17 protein-coding genes are annotated in these 16616 nt (G+C 66.4%); 6 read left to right on the forward strand and 11 right to left on the reverse strand.

Annotation, left to right across the window (positions count from 1 at the left end; all coding sequences use genetic code 11):
• Positions 1 to 28 precede the first annotated feature (28 nt).
• The 6 genes from fhuE to IB259_RS13230 all read right to left on the reverse strand — a co-directional run bounded on the left by fhuE (position 29) and on the right by IB259_RS13230 (position 6366).
• The gene (fhuE, locus tag IB259_RS13205) at positions 29 to 2224 is read right to left on the reverse strand and encodes a ferric-rhodotorulic acid/ferric-coprogen receptor FhuE (RefSeq protein ID WP_054452280.1); all 2196 of its coding nucleotides are present in this window, start codon (positions 2222 to 2224) and stop codon (positions 29 to 31) included.
• Positions 2225 to 2488: 264 nt separating this feature from the next.
• Complete coding sequence (locus IB259_RS13210; RefSeq protein WP_054451736.1) at positions 2489 to 3499, reverse strand: Dyp-type peroxidase; 1011 nt, start codon at positions 3497 to 3499, stop codon at positions 2489 to 2491.
• A gap of 90 nt (positions 3500 to 3589) precedes the next feature.
• The gene (locus IB259_RS13215) at positions 3590 to 4378 is read right to left on the reverse strand and encodes an alpha/beta fold hydrolase (protein ID WP_054451738.1); all 789 of its coding nucleotides are present in this window, start codon (positions 4376 to 4378) and stop codon (positions 3590 to 3592) included.
• Between the two features lie 71 nt (positions 4379 to 4449).
• Positions 4450 to 4758 (reverse strand): DUF1634 domain-containing protein, encoded by a 309-nt coding sequence (locus tag IB259_RS13220; RefSeq protein ID WP_054451740.1) that lies wholly within the window; start codon positions 4756 to 4758, stop codon positions 4450 to 4452.
• Positions 4755 to 5612 (reverse strand): sulfite exporter TauE/SafE family protein, encoded by an 858-nt coding sequence (locus IB259_RS13225; protein WP_054451742.1) that lies wholly within the window; start codon positions 5610 to 5612, stop codon positions 4755 to 4757. The genes IB259_RS13220 and IB259_RS13225 overlap by 4 nt, the downstream gene beginning before the upstream one ends.
• A gap of 10 nt (positions 5613 to 5622) precedes the next feature.
• Positions 5623 to 6366: a GntR family transcriptional regulator gene (locus IB259_RS13230; protein ID WP_192329233.1), complete on the reverse strand. Its 744-nt coding sequence runs from the start codon at positions 6364 to 6366 to the stop codon at positions 5623 to 5625.
• A 137-nt stretch (positions 6367 to 6503) separates the two neighbouring features.
• Between IB259_RS13230 and IB259_RS13235 the strand changes: the two genes are divergently transcribed.
• The gene (locus IB259_RS13235; RefSeq protein WP_054451745.1) at positions 6504 to 7013 is read left to right on the forward strand and encodes a DUF1993 family protein; all 510 of its coding nucleotides are present in this window, start codon (positions 6504 to 6506) and stop codon (positions 7011 to 7013) included.
• Positions 7014 to 7057: 44 nt separating this feature from the next.
• Here the strand turns inward: IB259_RS13235 and IB259_RS13240 are convergent, their stop codons facing one another.
• The 5 genes from IB259_RS13240 to IB259_RS13260 form a co-directional block, all read right to left on the reverse strand.
• Positions 7058 to 7819, reverse strand: coding sequence for a class II aldolase/adducin family protein (locus IB259_RS13240; RefSeq protein ID WP_054451747.1), 762 nt, complete (start codon positions 7817 to 7819; stop codon positions 7058 to 7060).
• A gap of 160 nt (positions 7820 to 7979) precedes the next feature.
• Positions 7980 to 8972: a tripartite tricarboxylate transporter substrate binding protein gene (locus IB259_RS13245; protein WP_192329235.1), complete on the reverse strand. Its 993-nt coding sequence runs from the start codon at positions 8970 to 8972 to the stop codon at positions 7980 to 7982.
• Between the two features lie 114 nt (positions 8973 to 9086).
• The gene (locus tag IB259_RS13250) at positions 9087 to 9998 is read right to left on the reverse strand and encodes a LysR family transcriptional regulator (RefSeq protein ID WP_054451750.1); all 912 of its coding nucleotides are present in this window, start codon (positions 9996 to 9998) and stop codon (positions 9087 to 9089) included.
• A 39-nt stretch (positions 9999 to 10037) separates the two neighbouring features.
• Positions 10038 to 11174: a CaiB/BaiF CoA-transferase family protein gene (locus IB259_RS13255; protein ID WP_192329236.1), complete on the reverse strand. Its 1137-nt coding sequence runs from the start codon at positions 11172 to 11174 to the stop codon at positions 10038 to 10040.
• Positions 11174 to 11968, reverse strand: a complete 795-nt coding sequence (locus IB259_RS13260; protein ID WP_054451754.1) for an enoyl-CoA hydratase — start codon at positions 11966 to 11968, stop codon at positions 11174 to 11176. The genes IB259_RS13255 and IB259_RS13260 overlap by 1 nt, the downstream gene beginning before the upstream one ends.
• 151 nt (positions 11969 to 12119) lie before the next feature.
• Here IB259_RS13260 and IB259_RS13265 point away from each other — a divergent pair, with 151 nt between their 5' ends.
• From IB259_RS13265 to IB259_RS13285, 5 genes are all read left to right on the forward strand, one after another.
• Complete coding sequence (locus tag IB259_RS13265) at positions 12120 to 13052, forward strand: LysR family transcriptional regulator (RefSeq protein WP_192329238.1); 933 nt, start codon at positions 12120 to 12122, stop codon at positions 13050 to 13052.
• Positions 13053 to 13205: 153 nt separating this feature from the next.
• Positions 13206 to 14168 carry a tripartite tricarboxylate transporter substrate binding protein gene (locus IB259_RS13270; protein ID WP_192329240.1) on the forward strand — a complete coding sequence of 321 codons (963 nt, stop codon included), beginning with the start codon at positions 13206 to 13208 and terminating at the stop codon, positions 14166 to 14168.
• On the forward strand, positions 14161 to 14535 hold the full coding sequence (locus IB259_RS13275) for a Zn-ribbon domain-containing OB-fold protein (protein ID WP_013396006.1): 375 nt from the start codon (positions 14161 to 14163) through the stop codon (positions 14533 to 14535). Before IB259_RS13270 ends, IB259_RS13275 begins: the two co-directional genes overlap by 8 nt.
• Positions 14532 to 15698, forward strand: coding sequence for an acetyl-CoA acetyltransferase (locus IB259_RS13280; protein WP_192329242.1), 1167 nt, complete (start codon positions 14532 to 14534; stop codon positions 15696 to 15698). Before IB259_RS13275 ends, IB259_RS13280 begins: the two co-directional genes overlap by 4 nt.
• 12 nt (positions 15699 to 15710) lie before the next feature.
• A complete protein-coding gene (locus IB259_RS13285) occupies positions 15711 to 16616 on the forward strand; it encodes an SDR family NAD(P)-dependent oxidoreductase (protein WP_192329243.1) in 906 nt (301 codons plus the stop codon).

Below are 16616 nucleotides of genomic sequence, written 5' to 3' on the forward strand. Positions count from 1 at the left end.
CGCCTGCGCCCCCCCGTCCTGGCACGCGTCAGTACTGGTAGCGCATCGTCAGCATGGCGCTGCGTCCCGCCCCCCACGCGCCCTGGCTGTAGAACCCGATCTGGCTGTAGTACTTGCGATCGAACAGGTTGTTCACATTGAGCTGAGCGCTCAGGTTGCGATTGAAGCGGTAGCGAGCCATCAGATTGGTGATCGCATAGCTGCCCTGACCGACTCGCTCTTCTCCGTTCGGGCCGCTGGCCATCGTGTACACATGGCTTTGCCAGTTGACGCCGCCGCCCACCGTCAGACGGTTCCAATCGCCAGGCAGCGTATAAGTCGTGAACACGCGCACCAGGCTGCGCGGCTGGTCGGTCTGTATGGCATTGCCATCGCCGTCGCGCGCGGTCCAGTGCGACCAGCCCGCGGCAAGGTTCCATCCCGGCATCACTTCACCCGACACCTCCAGGTCAAAACCGCGGCTGCGCGTGCCCTGCGCAGCGGTGTAGGCCTGGTTGATGGTGCCCGGCACCATGTAGCCCGGATCGACCTGGGCCACATTGTCCTGCTCGATCTGGAACACCGCGGCGCTGGCGTTCAGCTTGCCGTCCAGGAACTCGCCCTTGATCCCCGCTTCGTAAGACTTGCCCTCGAGCGGATCGAGCCAGTTGCCGCTGCGGTCCTGATAGCTCTGCGGATTGAAGATGCCGGTGTAGCTGACGTAGGCCGTGTAGGTCTCGTTGATGTCGTAGAGCAGGCCGGCATAGGGCGTGAATTCGTTCTTCTTGAAAGACTGGCGGCTGCCGCCGCCAAAGCCGACCGAATCCGTTTCCCACGTGCTGTAGCGGCCGCCCACGATGAGCTTGAGCGGATCGGCAAGATTGAAGCGCAAGGCGCCGTACCAGCCCGTTTGCTTGGTGGTGTACCGATTGGCGGTGACCGAATCGCTGCTCCATTCCGGCTCCGGATACGAGCCGTCCCAGTCGAGGAAATTGCCCACGGCCGCGCTCGACAGGGCCGAGCGGTAGTCGAAGTCGCCGTGCTGGCGGTTGAAGCTGGCGCCCACGACAGCCTCGTGGCGGCGGCCGAACAGCGTGAACGGACCGGATGCCTTGACGTCCAGGCTGTTCTGCTTGCGGTCTCCCACGTACCACGCCGGCGATGCGTTCACACCCAGGCCGGTGTCGCGGTCGGGCCAGCCATAGAGATAGAGAAGCTTGGCATCCATCTCGTTCTTTGAATGCGATCCCACCGCGTTGACAGTCCAGCCATTGTCGAAGCGGTGTTCCAGGCTGGCGAAAGCGCCCTGGGTCGTGCTACCCCACGAACTCCAGTCCGCCCCGGTGTTCAGCGAACGGCTCCAGTCCGTGCGGCCGCCGTCGGCGTACCAGAGCGGGAAGCCGCCCCAGCTGCTGCGTTTCGGGTCGTTGTCCTGGTAATTGAAACCCACGCTCAGCGTCGTGCGGGAGGTGATGTCCGCGTCCACCACGCCATAGAACACCTTCTTGCGGTTCTGGTAGCCATCCAGGTAGGAGTGATTGTCCTGATAGGCCGAGACGATGCGTCCGCGCACACTGCCGGCGGAGTTTAGCGGCGTGGAAAGATCCACCGTGCCGCGATAGGTGTCCCAGTTGCCAGCGCTGACGCTCATGTCCGCCTTGAACTCGCGGCTGGTGGCATGCTTGCGTACCAGGTTGATCGACGCGGACGGATTCCCCGCGCCGGTCAGCAGGCCGGTGGCGCCCCGCACCACCTCGACCCGGTCATAGATGATGGGATCGAGCGATGACTCGCCCGCGGCATAGCCGGTGTCGAAGCTCGTCGGAATTCCGTCATACATGTAGTTGCTGACGCTGAAGCCGCGGGAATTGAACGAATACCGCTCGCTGTCATAGTTCTGCACCGAAATACCCGGCGTGCTCGCCATCACGTCAACCAGCGAAAGCATGTTCTCGTCGTCCATGCGTTGCCGCGTGACCACCGTGACCGACTGCGGCGTTTCACGCAATGTCAGCGGCAGCCCCGTACTGGCGGCGGTGGCGCGCGGCGTATACGAACCGGTGCCCTCGGTGGTGGTGCTGTCGGCGTTGCCGATCACCTGTACGGACTGCAAGGTGGCCACGCCCTCGTCCTGAGCCGTGGCAGTGCCGCAGGCCAGTGCCATCAGCACCAGGCAAGGCGTGCGCCGCAGGACGAGGCGTGGACGAACGGAACGAGTGCGGCCGGCGGGCCCGGGGTGTTGCATGTTGGCTTCCTTTCCCATGTTGAAACTTCTAATGAGAAGAAAGTGTAATGCAAACAATTCTCAGGTGCGTTATTGAATAACCAAGCATCACCTGCTGGACGTCCGTATCGTTTTGGGGACGCAACCTGGTTGCAGGCAGACCGCCCGGCCGGCCGGGTAGCTTGTCGAATGGCGCGTCAAAATGAAAACTGGCGCGGCCATCGTCGCGGCCGCGCCAGAAATTCCGGCTACCCGGTAGCGGCCAAGGCCGCTCGTGGCTGTGCCTCAGCCCGCCTTGCCCGCCGACGCCAACGCCTGCGCCGCAGGCTCGCCCGCGTCCGCACAGGCCGCCGGGCTGCGCTCGGCAAGCGCTTCCAGCAACTCGGACGACGGCACGAAGAACAGGCCGCCCGTGACCGCGTGGCTGAAGTCGAGCAGGCGGTCGTAATTGCCGGGCGGACGTCCGACGAACATGTTCTCCAGCATCAGCTCGATGGGACGCGGCGAACGCGCGTAGCCGATGAAGTACGTGCCGAATTCCCCGGATCCCGGCCGGCCGAACGGCATGTTGTCGCGCAGGATCTTCAGTTCCTGGCCGTTTTCCTCGATGGTCGTCAGGGCGCTGTGCGAGGACGAGGGCTTGATGTCGTCGTCGAGTTCCACGTTGGACCACTTGTGGCGGCCGATGACCCCTTCCTGGCCTTCGACCGTCAGCGCATTCCAGGCCTTCATGTCGTGCAGGTACTTCTGCACCAGCACGTAGCTGCCGCCGGCGAACTCGGCGTCCTCGTCGCCGATGACGGTGAAGTCGAATGCTTCCTGCCCTTCCGGATTCTCGGTCCCGTCGACGAAGCCGATGATGGCGCGGCGGTCGAAGTAGCGAAAGCCATGGACCTCATCCACGACCGTCACGGCATCGCCCAATCCGCCCAGCAACAAGGTGGCCAGTTCGAAGCAGAAATCCATCGAGTCCGCGCGGATGTGCAGCAGCAGGTCGCCCGGCGTCGCCATGGCCAGGCGCTCGCCGGAACCGAACTCGCGGAAAGGGTGCAGCGCGGCGGGACGCGGCGCGCCGAAAAGCGTGTCCCAGGCCGTGGAGCCGAAGGCGGTGACACAGGAAAGATTCTGCTCGGGCGCGCGCGTGCCCACCGTGCGGACAACGGCGGCGACATCGGCGCACCAGCCACGCACGGTTTCGGCGGCGGCGGCGCCTTCATTGAGGGTGGCCACGATGAAAATCGCGTGGCGGGTCGTCGTATTGTGGACGGCTTGGGATAGGGGCTGACGGTCAGACATCGGATCGGGGACCTCAAGAAAGCGAGCGCGGCGGCGCGAAAGGGCTAGTCCGATTCTAAGCGCGGACTGTGTACGTGCGCACCCGATTGGTTACGGCACCGCCCTCAACCACTCGCTCACCACATCCAGCACGATGCGGCTTTGTTCGCGGTGCGGCACATGCCCGCAGTTCTCCAGCAGCACAGGGCGGCCGCCGGCCAGCGCCGCGATCTTTTCCTGGTGTTTGGGGGAACCGTATTCGTCGATTTCGCCATGCAGGGCAAGCACGGGGCAACGCACCTGGCGCAATTGCTCGTCCAGGTTCCAGGCGGCAAACTCGGGCGACAGCCAGGTGTTGATCCACGCGCCCAGCACCCATTCGGCTTTCTCGCCGTGATACTTCTTCAGCCGGTCCAGCTGGCCGGGTTCTGCGAAATTCTGCTTGGCGGCCCGTATGCCTTCCAGCGTGCGGTCTTCGGCAAACATCTGTGCGGACTCGGTGATCAGCGCCCGGCAATCGTCGGCATACACGCCGGCGCAGCAGACAGCCATGCCACCGCCCACGCTATGGCCGAACCCCACGTAGGGGCCGATGCCCAGCGCTGCGCGCAGGCTGCGGAATCCGCCCTGCGCTTCTTCTTCCACAAAGCCGGGTTCGAACACGGCGGTATTGGGATCGGAGCGGCCAAAGCCCAGGCGGTCATAGGCGATGACGCTGCGCCCGGTGGCCTGCGCCAGTTGTTCAGGGAAATCGCGCCACAGCTCCACGCAACCCAGCGAATCATGGAACAGCACGATGGGCGCTGCGGCAGCGGTCTCACCGGCGGGATCCCAGCGCCGCGCGAAAAGGCGGCCCTGGCTGGTGTTCACGTAGACATCCTGGCTGGTAACGGCAAGCATGAAAAGTCCTGGGGAGAGTATGCGACGATGCGCCATCGCACCGCGCTCCGATTATAGGAAAGCCGGCGGCCTCACCGCAGTCCGGACACCACGCCTGCGGCGATGATGAGCAGGACCAGCGCGGAAATCGCCGTGTAGGCGTAGTCGCGCTCGCGCAGGAAAATGGCCAGCATCAGCGCCACCCGCGCCACTGGCAGCAGGATGAACAGGGCCACCCCGACCTTGACGAGTCCAAGGTCCCGCAGGCCGCCATGCGCGGGCAACAGGAAATCCACAGCCATGCCGGCGGCGATGAGGGCCGAGGCGAGCCAGGTTCCGTACCACAGCAAGCCGGCGATGGCGCGGTCGCGCCGCGCCTGTTTGTCCACCGTCTGCGTCATGCCGGGCCTCCCGGGATATGCACGCCCAACGCGCTCAGCAGCATCTGCACCGCCAGCAGGGACAGCACGATCACGAAGAACAGCCGCAGCTTGTCCGCCGGCAGGCCCATCAGCAGGCGGGCGCCGAGCAAAGCGCCCGCGACCGAACCCAGCGCGACCGGTCCGGCGATGCCTATGTCGATGTCGCCGCGCACGAAATAGGCGCCGGCGCTGGCGGCGGCGGTCACGCCGATCATGAAATTGGACGTCGCCGACGAGACCTTGATGGGCAGCTTCAGCGCAGCATCCATGGCCGGAATCTTGAGCACGCCCGAGCCTATTCCGAGCAAGGCCGAAATCAGCCCCGCGCCATACATCAGCGACAAGCCCAGCGGCACGCGATCCACCTGATAGTGCACCTCCCGGCCCAGCGCGCGGTCGGGGAAGCTTGCGTGCAGGCGCAACGCGGTGGCCCAGCTGGCGGCGCCGGGCGCAATCGCCACGGCCTCGCGCCGGCGCGCCAGCATCTGCTGCGCGGACAGCGCCAGGATCACTGCGAACAGGCCGTAGAGAAATCCGGTCGAGACGATGCCGATGAGGAACACGCCGGTCAGCGCGCCCAGCGTGGTGGCCGTCTCCAGGACGATGGCAAGCCTGACGTTGGTCAGCCGCCCTTTCAGGAAAGGCGCGGCGCTGCCGCAGGAACAGGCGATCACCGAGATGATGCTGGCCCCGATGGCGACATGGATGTCCACGCCGAACAGCAACGTCAGGATGGGCACGATGAAGATGCCGCTGGCCATCCCCAGCACCCCGCCCAGCGCGCTGGCGCCGAAGGCGGCGGCGAACAGCCAGAAGATCGTCGAGGTCTCCATGGCCGCCGCTTCAGGTCGGCTTGCGTGGCTGGCGCGCCAGGCGGGTACTGAAGCGGATCAGGTCGCCGCGGTAGTACAGCTTTTCGTAGTCGACGGGCCGCTGGCCCTCGGTGTAGGACGTGCGCTCGATGAGGAAGATCGGGCTTCCCGCGGCGACGCCCAGCGCCTGCGCGACGCGTTCGTCCGCCGTCACCGCTTCCAGCTGGTACTCGGCCTCGATCAGCGGCAGGTCGTAGCGCAGCTCCAGCAGGTCGAAGATGGGCTCGGCCTCCAGGTCGTTGCTGGCGACTTTTTCGCCCACGTCCAGCGGCAGATAGGTTTCATCAAACGACATGGCCACGCCGTCCGCCAGCCGCACGCGCTCGATCCGATAGACCAGCGCGCCGCGCGCCACGCCCAGTTGGCGGGCGACGTCTTCCGTGGCCGGCACCGGGCGCTTGTCCAGCAGGCGCGCGGTCGCCCGGCGGCCGAGCGCGGTCATATCCTCGACGAAACCGCTCAGGGCCGTCAGCGGCTGCATCAGCTTGGGCTCCGTGACGAACGTGCCTTTGCCGCGCCGGATTTCCGCCAGCCCGCGCGCGACCAGGTTTTCCACCGCCTTGCGCACGGTGCTGCGGCTGACGGCGAAGCGCTCGATCAGTTGGTCTTCCGTCGGCAACCGGTCGCCAGGCGACAGGCTGCCGGACGAGATTTCCGCAGCCAGGGCCATTTCCACCCGGGCATAAAGAGGAGCGTATTCGGTGTCGTTTTGCATGAAATCATCATAACATCATGATGTCATGATGACGCAAGGGCGAACATGCATTACGGATGACGACGCCGGCAACTGGTAGTCTTCGCAGGCCTGCCCGGCGCCTTCCGCGCCGGCGCCACTCTCAAGCGAGACACGATATGAGCAATTTCATGCACAGCGCCTCCGTTCCCGTCCTGACGCAAATGCTGTCGGCCCTGTCCGACGTGCTGAAGAAAGCGGAAGCCCACGCCACGGAAAAGAACATCGATCCGGACGCCTACCTGGGCGCCCGCCTGTTCCCCGATATGTTCCCGCTGTCGCGCCAGGTGCAGATCGCCGCGGATTTTGCCAAGGGCATCGCCTCGCGCCTGGCTGGCGCGGAAGTGCCTTCGTGGCCGGATAGCGAAGCCACCTTCGCGGGCCTGCAAGCCTTGATCGCCAAGACGCTGGAGCACCTGGCTTCGTTCGGCCCCGAACAGTTCGCGCAGAGCGAAGCGCGCGAAATCGTGCTGCGCCCCGGCACGCCCAAGGAAAAGAAACTGAGCGGCAGCGCCTATCTGCTGCACTATGGGCTGCCGCAGTTCTTCTTCCATGTGACCACGGCCTACGACCTCCTGCGCCACAACGGCGTGGAAATCGGCAAGCGCGATTACATGGGCAAGTACTGATCCGTGTCAGCGGGCCTCAAGCCATTGAGGCCCGCGCCCGGCGGCTACTCCGCGTAGCCCGGGTTGCGACGGTCCAGGCGGCGCAGCAATCCCGGCCAGGCCAGCATGGCCTTGTGCGCGCGGTCGGCCTGCGATTCCACCGTGGCGTTCTTCAGAATGTCAGGCGGAATGTAGGTCAGTTCGCCACCGGCCTGGGCCCGCACCTGCACCATGCAGGCGGCCTCCAGCCGGTGCATGGCCTGGAACGCTTCGGCCATGCTCTGCCCCACGGTCAACAGGCCATGGTTGCGCAGGATGAGATAGCTGTTGCTGCCCAGGTCCCGCACCAGGCGAGGCTGTTCCTCGGGATTGAGCGCCAGGCCTTCGTAGTCGTGGTAGCTGAGCGAACGCAGCACGATGAACGCGAACTGCGACAGCGGTAGCAGGCCGGCCTTCTGCGCCGACACCGCCACGCCGTTGATGGAGTGCGTATGCAGCACGCACATCGCGTCCTTGCGAGCCGCGTGGATACAGCTATGGATGGTGAAGCCGGCTGGATTGATGTCGTACTCCGACTCCATCACCTTGCGCCCGTCCAGATCGATCTTGACCAGGCTCGATGCCGTGATTTCGTCGAACATCATGCCGTAGGGGTTGATCAGGAAATGTTCGGTCCCCGGCACCTTGGCCGTGATGTGGGTGAAGATCAGATCGTCCCAGCCGAACAGCGCCACCAAACGGTATAGCGCCGCCAGATCCTTGCGGACCTCCCATTCCGTTGCGCTGACCTGTTCGCGCACGCTGGCGCCCTTGCCTGCCGTATCCATGTTGTCTCCGTGTCTTGATGATTGCCCGCCGCGATCGGGCGGACGCTGTCTGGCACTTTATTCGTTTTGGCGGCGGCCGGCACGGGGCGCGGCCAAGGAGCGGTCACCCCGTCTCATGGAAAATGGGCGCCCGTCGGACGCCCTGTTCGTTTCCCGCCGTTTATTGCGGTTCGATCTTCGCGTCGATCGCGCGCTGGGTCCAGACCTGGCGCTGCGACTGCGCGAAGGCCTGGTGTTCAGCCACGCTGTTGGGCGAGACCTGCATGCCCAGGGATTCGAAGCGCTGCAGCACGTCCGGCTCGCGCAGGATGGCGGCGACTTCCTGGTTCAGTTTCTGCACGATGGCGTCGGGCGTCTTGGCCGGCACGGCCACGCCGACCCACACGACCAGGTCGAACTTCTGGTAGCCCAGCTCGGCCAGCGTCGGCACGCTGGGAAACTCCTTGGCGCGTTCATGGCCCGTGTAGGCCAGGCCGCGCAGCTTGCCGGCCTGCATGAACGAGGTCACGACAGAGAGGTCGGCGAACAGGTAGTCGACGTGGCCGCCCAGCAGGTCGGTCACGGCCGGCGGCTGGCTCTTGTACGGCACGCCGTTGGCCGCGGCGCCCGCCACCGTGTTGAAGGTGGCGCCGGCGATCTGGCTGGTGGGCGAGCCATACGCGTAGTTCAGGGGCTTGGCCTGCGTGGCCTTGACCAGTTCCTGCAGCGACTTGTAGGGCACGTCCTCGCGCACCACCAGCATCATCGGGATGGTGGCGATGCGCACGACGTGCGTGAAGTCGCCGGTGGGATCGAACGGCAACTTACGGAACAACGCCGGCGTGGCCGAGTGCGTCGAACTGCTGGTGAGGATCAGCGTGTAGCCGTCGGGCTGCGCGCGCGCGACGAACGAGGCGCCGATGGTGCCGGACGCGCCGGGCTTGTTCTCGATGACGACGGGCACGTTCAGGCGCGGGCCGAGCTTCTCGGCAATGATGCGCGCGCTGGTGTCGGTGGCGCTGCCCGGAGAGAACGGCACGACGATGGTGATGGGCTTGTCAGGATAGGCGCCCTGCGCCAATGCCACGGACGGCAGTGCGCCAGCCAGCGCGGTCAGGACGGTGAGGCTGCCAGCGGCCAGCAGGCGGCGGCGGACGCCGAACGGTCGGATCATGCTTGTCTCCTGTGAGGGGCCGCGGGTCGGCCTCTTGAACTCTGACCGTATGATGCTTGCGACCCGTTTATCCCAACAAGGGACTAATTTTCATAGACTTATTCCAAACCGGGATTAATTCTCTGAAGCCTGGCGCTGCCGCAGATATTCCTCGGTCGCCTGCAGGAAGGCTGAAGCCGCCAGCGACAGCCGCGCGTTGCGGCGCTGGATGAGCCAGAGTTCGTGCCCGTGCTTGCGAGCGCCGTCTATGGCGAGGATGCGCAGGCCCAACTGCCGCGCCAGATCGCAGGCATAACCGGGCACGACCGTTATCCCCAGGCCCGCGCCGACCAGCTTCAACGCCGAGGTCAGCATGCCGGCCTCGATGCGGTAGCGGAATTCCAGGTTCAGGTCGGCCGCCACGCGGTCCAGGCTGCGCCGCACGCTATACACGTTGCGTAGCATGATGTGATCATGGGCGGCCACGTCGGCCCATGACACTGAACGCTTGCGCGTCAACGCATGGCGCGGTGCGCACACCGCGTACATGGTGTCGCGATAGATGACCCGGGTGGCCAGTTCTTCCGAAGGGATTTCGACCGAGACGATGCCGAAGTCGGCGCGGCCGTTGCGCACGTGCTCGATGGTGTCGTCGGTGGAAAGTTCGAACAAATCCAGCTTCACGCTGGGATGGGCGCGGTGATAGTCGGCCACCACCTCGCCCAGCAGGCCGACCATCATCAGCGGCGAAGTGGCCACGCCCACCGTGCCGCGCTCCAGCGTGCGCAGGCCCGACATGCTGCGTTCGGCGGCGCGCACGGTGCCCAGGATTTCCTGGGCATAGGCGTAGAAATCCGCCGCGCCGTCGCAGGGCGTGACGCTGCGGGTGGAGCGCTCGAACAGCGGCTGGCCGACCTCGGCCTCAAGTTCGGCGCAGAGCTTGCTGACGGCCGATTGCGTCACGAAGGCCGCGCGCGCGGCCGCCGTGAAACTGCGCAGTTCGTATAGCGCGCAAAACACGCGCAATTGCTTGAGAGTGATGTTCATGGTCGAAGTCGCCGCCAGGCGCCGCCGGCCATGCCGGCCTCAGCGCGCAGGCTCGAGCATATCGCGATCGGCATCCTGGCGCGGCGCCTGGCGCCTGATCTCGCCCGGCGTGCGCGAGAAGCGCACCGGGATGCCGGCGGCCACCAGCGGCCCTTCGGTCGGATGTTCCACGCGCTGGAAGAAGCCCGTCGCCTTCAGGTGCGGATCCTCGAACAGGGCTTCCGGCGTGTTCACCCGCGAGTGCGGAATGTCCGCGTCCGCCAGCAGCGCCAGCCATTCCTCGGTACCGCGCAAGGCGACGATGTCCGCCAGGTCCTGATAGAGCTCGTCGAAGTGCCGCGCGCGTGCGCTTGCGTCGACATAGCGCGCGTCCGCCGCCAGGTCCGCACGTTCGGCCAGGGCGAAGAAGCGCCGCCACTGCGCGTCGGTGTAGGGCAGCAGCGCCAGGTAGCCGTCGCGCGTACGGTAGGGACGCCGCTGCGGCGACAGCACGCGGCTGTAGCCCATGGGTCCCCGCGGCGGCACGAAGCTGTGGCCGCTCATGTGTTCGATCAACGTGAAGGAGACCAGGGTCTCGAACATGGGGACCTCAACCGCCTGCCCCTGACCCGAACGCTCGCGCTCGTACAGCGCCATGGGTATGGCGTAGGCCAGCGTCAGGCCCGCCACCTTGTCGGCAAGGATGGTGTTCACATAGGCCGGCGCGCCGCTGTTGCGCCCCTGCAAATCGGCCAGTCCGCTCATGGCCTGGATGATGTCATCGAAGGCCGGCCGCGCCGCATAGGGGCCGTCCTGGCCGAAGCCCACGGCCGAGCAATGGATCAGGCGCGGGTTGCGCGCGCGCAGCGTGCCCGCGTCCAGGCCCAGGCGCGCCAGGGCCGCCGGACGCACGTTGGACACGAACACGTCCGCGCCATCGATCAGGCGCAGCAGGCTTTCGCGATCGGCCGGCGTCTTGGCATCCAGCGTCACGCTGTACTTGTTGCGGTTGAGGTTCAGGTAAGCCGGCCCCATGCCCGGACTCGCGGCCGGAGCCGAGGTGCGGAACACGTCGCCTTCGGGCGCCTCGACCTTGATGACCTCCGCGCCCATGTCGGCGAGGATCTGCGTGCCGTACGGCCCCATGGCCACCGACGTCAGGTCGATGACGCGCACGCCTGCGAGCGGACCGGCCATTACTTGGCCTCCTGCTGCTTCTTGCGATTGACGAAGGGCGCCATGTAGCGGCGCGGCTCGTCGGTGGTGAAGGCCTCGCCGAACGCCGCCACGCTGCGATCCAGGCCGGCCTCGACAGTCGACTCGCTCCAGTAGCGCAGCAGGGCCTTCTGCGAACGCACGGCGATCGGACCGCTTTCGGCGATGGGCGCCACAGTGCGTTCGACCAGGGCGTCCAGCGCGCCGGCCTCGCTGACGAATTCCAGGAAGCCCCACTGCCGGGCCTGGGTCGCGTCCACGGTCTCGCCGGTCAGCAGCAGCCAGTTGGTGGGGCCGGGACCGATGATGGCCGGCAGCAGCACGGCGTGGATTACGGACGGAATGCCCACGCGCACCTCGGGCATGCCGAAAACCGCGTCCGCCGAGCCCAGGCGGATATCGCAGGCCGCGGCCAGCTCCATGCCGGCGCCGAGGCAGAAGCCGGGAATGCGGGCAATGGTGGGCACGGGAATCGCGGCCACGGCGTCGCACAGGTCGCGCAGCCGGGTAATGAACTCGCGCGCGCCCTGCGGGTCGAGTTCGGCCATTTCATAGATGTTGGCGCCGCCCACGAAGGCACGCTCGCCCGAGCCGCGGATGACGACGGCGCGGGCATCGTCCTGCGCGCCAATCCAGCGGGCGGCCTCGGTCAGGCTCAACGTGACCGCCGAGGCCAGGATGTTCAGGCTCTTGGCATCGTGGATCTGCAAGGTGTAGACGCCGCGCTCGTCGCGGGTCACGAGGGCATGGGAAAAGGCGGGAATAGGCGCGGTCATGGAAACTCCAGCTAGGGTTATCGTCACCGATGCTAAGGGCGAGGTTTCATCACAACAAGCGAGTAATTTTCATTAAATAAGTCTGGAATGGAATAAATACCGAAGCACGGGCGGCTTGGGTACGATAGCCGCCTCTTGCGGGAGTCGCACCATGGGTATCACGCTGCGCCAGCTCCGGGCCTTCTGCGCCGTGTACGAGCTGAAGAATTTCACCCGCGCCGCCGAGGCGCTCAACCTGACGCAATCCACCGTCAGCAAGCTCTGCTCCGAACTGGAGAAGGCGATAGGCATGGCGCTGTTCGAGCGCTCCGCGCGCGGCGTCGAGCTGCTGGAGGGCGCGGCCGAGCTGTATGCCTACGCGCAGGAAACCTTCGGATCGCTGCGCGCGGCCGAACGCAGCCTGAGCAGCCTGGCCGGGCTGGAGCGCGGCGAGGTCTCCGTCGCGGCCTCGCCCATCATGATGCACACGCTGATCGCGCCCGTGGTGGCGCAATTCCATGCGCGTCATCCCAACATCGTCTTCGACCTGCACGAGCTCACCGGCGACGAGGCCACCGAGCATGTCCTGCACGGCAAGGCCGATCTGGGGCTGGTGGCGCTGGAAAGCCAGGATCCGCGGCTGGACTGCCGCGTCGTCTACCGCGGCCCCATGTATGCCGTGGTGCCGGCCAACCACCCGCTGGCGCTGCACGAAGAGGCGCGTTGGCGCGAACTGGCGCGCTACCCGCACATCCTGCTGCGCGGCACCTACACCGTGCGCCGCAAGATGGACCAGATCCTGCGGGACCAGGGGCTGACGGTGCGCAGCGTGGCCCAGACCGGCAGCCTGACCACCGCCTTTGCCATGATCCGCGGCGGCATGGGCATCACGGTCATGCCAGGCTACGTGCGCCATGTCTGCCAGGAAATGGGGCTGAAGGCGCTGTGCATCGCCGACCGGCCCCAGGCGCTGCACGAACTGTCCGTCCTGCGCCGTGCCGACTACCGGCTGTCGCGCGCCGCTGCCGCATTTCTCGCTGCTTTCGAAGCCCATCTTGCAGAGCAGGGGCAGCCCGCTGCCGCCGGCCATTCATCTCTTTCTTGAATGCCTTCATGACAATTAATCAATTGTTTGCATGATGGGCCGCTTCCATCATTAGCGCGTCGAGGCACACCGCCCTACGCGCCATCCGGAAGGTCACCTCGACGCCATAACCAAGCAGGGCAAACCAGCCCGCAGGACGAGGAGACCTCCGACATGAAACTCAAGCCTGGCCTGAAGCAGCTGCTGACGCTGCTGGCCGCCCTTCCCGCCATTGCCGCCGCCGACACCTATCCGGCCAAGCCCGTCACCCTGGTGGTGGCCTATGCCCCGGGCGGCATGACCGACATCCTGACGCGCCGCATCGCGGCCGATCTGCAGACCCGCCTGGGCAAGCCCTTCGTGGTCGAGAACAAGCCGGGCGCAACCGGCCAGATCGCCACCGAGTACGTGTCGCGACAGAAGCCGGACGGCTACACCATCCTGGTAGGCGCGACCAGCCACGTGATCAACCCCGCCATGAAGAAGCTGCCGTACAACGCCCGCAAGGACTTCGCTCCCGTGGCATTGCTGGCCGTCAGCCCCAACTTCCTGCTGGTCAACGCCAACCAGGGCATCAAGACTTTCGCCGACTTCAAGGCCTATGCGCAGAAGCAGGCCTCGGTGCCCTATGGCACGGCCGGCGCTGGCGGCGCGCCGCACATCGTGGGCGAACTGCTGCGCGCGCAGAGCGGCCTGCCGCTGATGCACGTGTCCTATCGCGGCGCGGGTCCGGCGATGACCGATCTGGTGTCGGGCCAGGTGCCCTTCGGCATGGCCGAGTCCGTGACCGCCAACGCCTATCTGCAGTCCGGCAAGATCGTGCCCCTGGCCATCGCCTCGGCGCAGCGCCAGCCGCGCTACCCGGACGTGCCTACCCTCAACGAGCTGGGCTACAAAGGTTTCGACCTCAGCACCTGGGTGGGCGTCTATGCTCCGGCCGGCACACCCGCCGACATCGTGCAGACGTTGAACAGCGAGATCCGCAAGTCGGTGATGCAGCCCGCCACGCAGGACTACATCCGCTCCACCGGGTCGGAGCCCGGCGACATGGATCTGGCCCAGTACCAGAAGTTCGTCAGCGACGAGATGGACAAATGGCAGGCCGTCATCAACCAGGCCGGAGTCAAGGATGAGTGAGGTCCGCATCGGCTCACTGTCGCCGGAGGCCTATTTTGCCGAGGCGCTGCGCGCGGGACGCCTGGAGGTCCAGGTGTGCCGCAGCTGCGGGCTCTCGTTCTTCTTCCCGCGCACGCACTGCACCCACTGCCGCTCGCAGGAATACGCCTGGCGGCCCATGCGCGCCGGCGCCACGCTCTATTCCTATTCCGAGATTCCGGCCACGCCGCAGGCGCCCGCGCGCAACGTGATCCTGGCTGATATGGACGAAGGCTTCCGCATGATGTCCACGCTGCTGGACGAAGGCGAGCCGCGCATCGGCATGCGGTTGACGGCCCGACCCGACCCGCAGCGCGCCCGCGTAGTATTCGGCAAGGAAGCGCCATGACGGACTGGAACAAGAACCTGCGCGGCGCCATCGCCATCACCGGCTGCGCCACGGCCGGCATCGGCGACGCGGGCGGTCTGAACGACCTGGAGATCACCTCGCTGGCCGTGCACGCCGCCGTGCGCGACGCGGGTTTGCGCATGGAGGACATCGACGGCCTGATGAGCGCCAGCCTGTCTTCGTCGATGTGGCTGAACAAACTTTCCGAGTACCTGGGCCTGTACCCGCGCTTCATGGACAGCACCCAGATCGGCGGCGCGTCCTTCGTCGGCCACCTGCTGACCGCCGCGGGGGCGATCCAGGCCGGCCTGTGCCGCAACATCGTGATCGCATACGGCGCCGCCCCGCGCGGCGGCAACGGCGTCTCGGCGACCTCCGGCGCCCGCGCGCGGCTGGACCCGTTTCCCTACGAGGAACCGTTCCAGCCCTTCAACCCTCCGACGAGCTACGCGCTGGCGACGCGCCGCCACATGCATGAATACGGCACCACCCGCGAGCAACTGGCCGAGGTCGCCGTGGCCGCGCGCGCCTGGGCGCGGCTGAACCCGGAAGCCTATAAGCGCGAACCCTTGTCCATCGACGATGTGCTGGGCGCGCGCGTGATCTCCTCGCCGCTGACCGCGCGCGACTGCTGTCTGGTGACCGACGGCGCGGGCGCCATCGTGGTGACGGCGGCGGACCGCGCCGATGCCGCCCGGCCGGTGTATGTGCAAGGCACGGCCATGGCGCACTCGCACCGGCAGATCGCCTGCATGGCGGACCTGACACGCACCGTCGCCGGCCAAAGCGCCGACCTGGCGCGCGAACGCGCCGGCGTGGCGCTGGCCGACATCGACCTGGTGCAGCTCTACGACGCCTTCACCATCAATCCCATCCTGTTCCTGGAAGACATGGGGTTCTGCGCCAAGGGCGAAGGCGGCGCCTTCGTGTCCGGAGGACGCATCGCTCCCGGCGGCGAGCTGCCTGTCAATACCAACGGCGGCGGGCTGTCCTGCGTGCATCCCGGCATGTACAGCATGTTCGGCCTGGTGGAAGCGGTGCGCCAGCTGCGCGGCGAATGCGGCGAACGGCAAGTTAAACAGGCGCGCACGGCGCTCGTGCACGGCAATGGCGGGGTGTTGAGCGCCCAGGCCACCACCGTGCTGACCAATTGGATGGACTGAAGGAGATTCGACATGCTGGAAGGAAAAGTAGTGGTCGTCACCGGCGCGGCCAACGGCATCGGCCGCGCCGCGGCGGTGGCGCTGGCCGCGCAGGGCGCGCGGGTGGTGGTCAATGACCTGAATGTATCGCTGGACGGCACCAGCGCCTCGCAGAGCACGGCGGCGCACGTGGTCGAGGAAATCCGCGCCGCCGGCGGCGAGGCCGTCGCCAACGGCGACTCGGTGGCCGAATACGCCAGCGCGCAGCGCATCATCGAGGCCGCCGCGGACACCTACGGCCGCGTGGACGCGGTAGTGAACAACGCCGGCATCGTGCGCGACAAGATGTTCCACAAGCTCACGCCCGAGGACTTCGACGCCGTGGTCAAGGTGCATCTTTACGGCTGCTTCAACCTCAGCCATGCCGCTGCGCGGCACTTCCGCGAGCAGGGCAGTGGCAGCCTGATCAACATGACCTCCAACTCGGCGGTCATCGGCAACCGCGGCCAGGCCAACTATTGCGCGGCCAAGCTCGGCATCGTCGGCCTGTCCAAGGCCATGGCGCTGGACATGGCCGCCTTCAACGTACGCTCGAACTGCATCGCCCCGCTGGCCTGGAGCCGCATGACCGAAACCATCCCGGCCAAGACCGAGGAACAGGCGCGCCACGTCGAGAAAGTCCGCCGCATGGGACCCGAAACCATCGCGCCGCTGATCTGCTACCTGGCTTCGGATGCTTCCGCCGAGGTGTCGGGACAGGTGTTCGCGATCCGCCTGAACGAGATCTTCCTGATGAGCCAGTCGCGCCCGGTGCGCTCGGTGCATCGCTCGGACGGCTGGACCACCGAGAGCATCGCCGAACACGGCATGGCCGCGCTGCGCGCCTCCTTCATGCCGCTGGACACCTCCGCCCAGGTATTCGCCTGGGATCCGGTCTGA

The organism is Achromobacter sp. ACM04, from assembly GCF_014851465.1.
GTDB lineage: Bacteria > Pseudomonadota > Gammaproteobacteria > Burkholderiales > Burkholderiaceae_B > Achromobacter > Achromobacter aegrifaciens.

Coding starts and splice junctions, on each gene's coding strand:
- fhuE (WP_054452280.1), bottom strand. CDS start 2,224: ATGCAACACCCCGGGCCCGCCGGCCGCACTCGTTCCGTTCGTCCACGC.
- IB259_RS13210 (WP_054451736.1), bottom strand. CDS start 3,499: ATGTCTGACCGTCAGCCCCTATCCCAAGCCGTCCACAATACGACGACC.
- IB259_RS13215 (WP_054451738.1), bottom strand. CDS start 4,378: ATGCTTGCCGTTACCAGCCAGGATGTCTACGTGAACACCAGCCAGGGC.
- IB259_RS13220 (WP_054451740.1), bottom strand. CDS start 4,758: ATGACGCAGACGGTGGACAAACAGGCGCGGCGCGACCGCGCCATCGCC.
- IB259_RS13225 (WP_054451742.1), bottom strand. CDS start 5,612: ATGGAGACCTCGACGATCTTCTGGCTGTTCGCCGCCGCCTTCGGCGCC.
- IB259_RS13230 (WP_192329233.1), bottom strand. CDS start 6,366: ATGCAAAACGACACCGAATACGCTCCTCTTTATGCCCGGGTGGAAATG.
- IB259_RS13235 (WP_054451745.1), top strand. CDS start 6,504: ATGAGCAATTTCATGCACAGCGCCTCCGTTCCCGTCCTGACGCAAATG.
- IB259_RS13240 (WP_054451747.1), bottom strand. CDS start 7,819: ATGGATACGGCAGGCAAGGGCGCCAGCGTGCGCGAACAGGTCAGCGCA.
- IB259_RS13245 (WP_192329235.1), bottom strand. CDS start 8,972: ATGATCCGACCGTTCGGCGTCCGCCGCCGCCTGCTGGCCGCTGGCAGC.
- IB259_RS13250 (WP_054451750.1), bottom strand. CDS start 9,998: ATGAACATCACTCTCAAGCAATTGCGCGTGTTTTGCGCGCTATACGAA.
- IB259_RS13255 (WP_192329236.1), bottom strand. CDS start 11,174: ATGGCCGGTCCGCTCGCAGGCGTGCGCGTCATCGACCTGACGTCGGTG.
- IB259_RS13260 (WP_054451754.1), bottom strand. CDS start 11,968: ATGACCGCGCCTATTCCCGCCTTTTCCCATGCCCTCGTGACCCGCGAC.
- IB259_RS13265 (WP_192329238.1), top strand. CDS start 12,120: ATGGGTATCACGCTGCGCCAGCTCCGGGCCTTCTGCGCCGTGTACGAG.
- IB259_RS13270 (WP_192329240.1), top strand. CDS start 13,206: ATGAAACTCAAGCCTGGCCTGAAGCAGCTGCTGACGCTGCTGGCCGCC.
- IB259_RS13275 (WP_013396006.1), top strand. CDS start 14,161: ATGAGTGAGGTCCGCATCGGCTCACTGTCGCCGGAGGCCTATTTTGCC.
- IB259_RS13280 (WP_192329242.1), top strand. CDS start 14,532: ATGACGGACTGGAACAAGAACCTGCGCGGCGCCATCGCCATCACCGGC.
- IB259_RS13285 (WP_192329243.1), top strand. CDS start 15,711: ATGCTGGAAGGAAAAGTAGTGGTCGTCACCGGCGCGGCCAACGGCATC.